Source organism: Limnofasciculus baicalensis BBK-W-15 (genome assembly GCF_024178385.1).
GTDB classification, from domain to species: Bacteria; Cyanobacteriota; Cyanobacteriia; order Cyanobacteriales; family Coleofasciculaceae; genus Limnofasciculus; species Limnofasciculus baicalensis.
Genome location: NZ_JAMZMM010000489.1, coordinates 1 through 3,702 on the forward strand (window position 1 = coordinate 1; position 3,702 = coordinate 3,702).

A 3,702-nucleotide genomic window follows, 5' to 3' on the forward strand; every position below is an offset into this window, starting at 1 on the left:
CCCCCAGCTCCCATGACAGCAACAGAAGTGTCCCCCACCTCCCAGACAAGAGATAATCTAAGACATAAAGTAAAACTATAGAGATTAAACGAGTTAAAAACCGAATCCCCCAATGATGCAGCTTCAATTCCCCCAACCAACCCAAATCCCTACCTCAGTTGTCGAAACACCTCAACAGACGACTACTCCAGGCAAAATTGTTCCCGTTACATCCCACATTTCCCATACATTAACCTCCATCCTATACCCTTTAGGGCGACGGGTTCTCATCCCATTTTATTTTCGGCGGATGGAAGTAACAGGAACAGAAAATATCCCCAAAACTGGTCCAGTTATCCTCGCACCAACTCATCGTTCCCGTTGGGATGGATTAGTAATGGCTTTCGCTGCTGGCAAACCTGTTACGGGACGCGATTTGCGGTTTATGATTTCTGAAAATGAAATGGCAGGACCCCAAGGCTGGGTACTGCGGAGGACCGGAGGATTTCCTGTTAATACCAAACATCCCGGTATTAGTAGTATCCGTCACAGTGTCGAAATCCTCCGTAATGGGGAAGCATTAGTTATGTTTCCTGAAGGTAATATTTATCGGCATGGTCATCTTAATCCGCTCAAACCTGGCATGGCGAGAATTGCTCTGCAAGTGGAATCTCTTGAACCTGGTAGCGGGTTAAAAATTGTGCCAATTGGTCTTAATTACGACCAACCTATCCCCACATGGCGGAGTGATATCAAAGTTAATATTGGCAAACCTTTAGATGTGGCTAATTATTGTACTGGATCTACTAAGAAAAGCGCCCAACAGCTAACTCAGGATTTGGAAATGGCATTGACAGAATTGGAGCGAAGGTAGGAAGTATTTGCGATTAATCCCCTTGCTGCCCAACGCAGTAATTAGGATTGAGAGGCTTAGGCTTAGTGTCCTTTGTCTAATTGTAGGGGTTTATTTCAATCATTAAGTTTCTTGCCGCAGTAAATCACCTCGTACCCAACCGGAAAAACTACCAATAATTTTGATACCAGCTTCATCCCAGATGCCACCCTCTACCTGAATCCAGCAGTAACCATCTTTTCCCACAACCTGCCTGCTAACAGAAACTCCTCTGCGGAATGGTGCAACATATCGAATAGGGGAGTTTACACTGGGGTTGGCTCGGACATTAATATGAGAACCTCTCCCGTCAGACAAAACGAAATGCCCTGCTTGGTACTCTTCTCGGACGATGCCATTATTGTTAACCATGGTACGATCGAGGCAACCTCTTGGTTGGTTTCTAGGAGTCGCCACGGCTCCATCGGGTAAGATCGAAAAGACTGGCAAGAGAGTTGCGATCGCAATCGCCAGAGAAAATTGTCTAAAATATCCGATCATTTTACTACTTCCTTTATTTGGGCTAAAACCAGTAACTCAGCCAAACCACATCATTTTATAGCAACCGCCACAGCGGTTGGAACATTCTCAGCTACCAGATTTTAACAAGGGGCTTAAGCTCCTTTTCCTAAGCACCTTGGCGGCTGCTATACTATCCTCAGCATAGCAGGATCGATCGAAAAAAATGGGGATTACCAATTTCCAGAAGATCTAGAAAAAGATAACCCCCAAACACCAAATTTCACTCAAAATTACAACTGAGGAACGAATCTATCCTTATCAGGAACTATTGTATATTCCGCCACAATTTGGCGAAACTCTTCACCATCAATTGTTTCCTTCTCAATTAATAAATCTACCAAACGGTCAATTACAGTGCGATTTTCTCGGATAATCCGTACTGCATGTTCGTGACAATTTTCAACAATCAGTCGCACTTGCTCATCAATCCGAGATGCCACTTCTTCAGAATACTCTGAGCGACTCATTAAACCAGCACCAAGAAAGACTTCTCCCTCTTGACTTTCTAAAAAAAGCGGACCCAAATCAGACATCCCAAAACGGGTTACCATTTGCCGTGCCATACCAGTCACTTGTTGCAAATCGCCACCCGCACCAGTAGTCACTTCAGAATAACCAAAAATTTCTTCCTCAGCAGCGCGTCCACCTAAAGCACCAGTAATCCTTGCCTTAAGCTGCGCTCTGGTAATTAAACCTTGTTCTTCGCTCGGTGTAAACCAGGTCAAACCTTGAGCTTGTCCGCGAGGAACTAAAGTAACTTTTTGAACAGGATCGTGATCTTTAATCACTGTCCCAACAATACCATGACCGATTTCATGGTACGCAATCAATCGCTTACTCTTACTATCTACTAGTGGCGTACCTTCCATCCCAGCCACCACTCGGTCAACCGCATCATTAACTTCCAGCATAGTAATCGCTTCTTTGCGACGACGAGCTGTTAAGATTGCTGCTTCATTGAGCAAGTTAGCTAAGTCAGCACCTGTAAACCCTGGAGTCCGCCGTGCGATTGCTTCGATGGAAATTTCTGAAGCTAGTTTCTTGTTCCGAGCATGAACTTCTAATACCTTAATCCGTCCTTTAAGATCTGGAGCATCAACCATCACTTGGCGGTCAAATCGTCCGGGACGTAACAGAGCTGAATCTAAAACATCGGGACGGTTAGTTGCGGCAATAATAATAATACCAGTATTGCCTTCAAATCCATCCATTTCTGTTAGTAATTGGTTCAGGGTTTGTTCCCGTTCATCATTACCACCACCAATACCAGCACCGCGCTGTCTCCCTACTGCATCAATTTCATCAATAAAGATTAAACAGGGGGCATTTTCTTTGGCTTTTTTGAACAAATCGCGGACGCGGGAAGCACCTACACCTACGAACATTTCTACAAACTCAGAACCAGAAATACTAAAGAAAGGAACACCAGCTTCACCTGCGATCGCTTTTGCTAGTAAAGTTTTACCAGTACCAGGAGGACCAATAAGCAGAACTCCTTTAGGAATCCTTGCTCCTACTGCGGTAAACCGTTCTGGTTGTTTTAGGAAAGTAACAACTTCTTGGAGTTCTTCTTTTGCTTCATCAATTCCTGCTACATCGTCAAAGAGAATACCCGTTTTAGCTTCCATCTGGAATCTAGCGCGGGACTTTCCAAAGTTCATCGCTTGCCCTGGACCGCCATTAGCATTATTTGAGCGACGGAATAGGAAAAATAAGCCAGCAATCAAGAGAACAGGAAAAATTAAATTACCGACTAATCCCCAAATTGCCCCATCTTGGCTAGGGGGATGACTGTCAAAAGCGATATCTGATTCTCTAAGTTTGGTAATTAATTCTGGCGCACTGCTGGGCAAATCTACTCGCCACCGTTGGCTTTGGTTATCGAGTAATGGGTCCAGTGCTTCCACAATTGCCGTCTGACCGCTATCGTAGAGTTCTACACTGGTAACTCTACCAGCATCTAAATATGTTAAAAAGCGACCGTAGCTCATGCGAGAACTAGCGGTGTTGTTGCTGATATCCCCCACAGCAGGAGAAAATGCTCCCTGCCACACGAAAAACCCGATTACAAGGACTGGGATTGTCCAAAGTAGTATTATTCTCCACGAAAGTTTCATGTTAATGGTCTCTAGATATTGGGTATGAGCTATGGCTTTAGGTGGAAAAACCAGATTTTTAAGCCTGACTAGTCAAAAAATGACGATTTGCGATCGCAACTTAATTAAATTTAACTTAATTCTCACAATCTGGGCAACCTGTCTGAGGGGAGTAGGGAGTAGGGAGTAGGGAGTGGGGAGTGGGGAGTGGGC

Annotated in this window: 3 protein-coding genes; 1 reads left to right on the forward strand and 2 read right to left on the reverse strand. The window is 44.5% G+C overall.

What is annotated here, in order from left to right; all coding sequences use genetic code 11:
- Positions 1 to 115: 115 nt before the first annotated feature.
- Positions 116 to 853, forward strand: a complete 738-nt coding sequence (locus NJ959_RS27065; protein ID WP_254014865.1) for a lysophospholipid acyltransferase family protein — start codon at positions 116 to 118, stop codon at positions 851 to 853.
- 102 nt (positions 854 to 955) lie between these two features.
- Here NJ959_RS27065 and NJ959_RS27070 read toward each other — a convergent pair whose 3' ends face one another.
- Both NJ959_RS27070 and ftsH2 read right to left on the reverse strand, forming a co-directional pair.
- A complete protein-coding gene (locus NJ959_RS27070; protein ID WP_254014863.1) occupies positions 956 to 1,372 on the reverse strand; it encodes an SH3 domain-containing protein in 417 nt (138 codons plus the stop codon).
- A gap of 251 nt (positions 1,373 to 1,623) precedes the next feature.
- Complete coding sequence (gene ftsH2, locus NJ959_RS27075) at positions 1,624 to 3,510, reverse strand: ATP-dependent zinc metalloprotease FtsH2 (protein ID WP_254014864.1); 1,887 nt, start codon at positions 3,508 to 3,510, stop codon at positions 1,624 to 1,626.
- Positions 3,511 to 3,702 lie beyond the last annotated feature (192 nt).

Excerpts from the sequence above, each read along its gene's own strand:
- ftsH2 (WP_254014864.1), bottom strand. The coding sequence starts at position 3,510 with ATGAAACTTTCGTGGAGAATAATACTACTTTGGACAATCCCAGTCCTT.
- NJ959_RS27070 (WP_254014863.1), bottom strand. The coding sequence starts at position 1,372 with ATGATCGGATATTTTAGACAATTTTCTCTGGCGATTGCGATCGCAACT.
- NJ959_RS27065 (WP_254014865.1), top strand. The coding sequence starts at position 116 with ATGCAGCTTCAATTCCCCCAACCAACCCAAATCCCTACCTCAGTTGTC.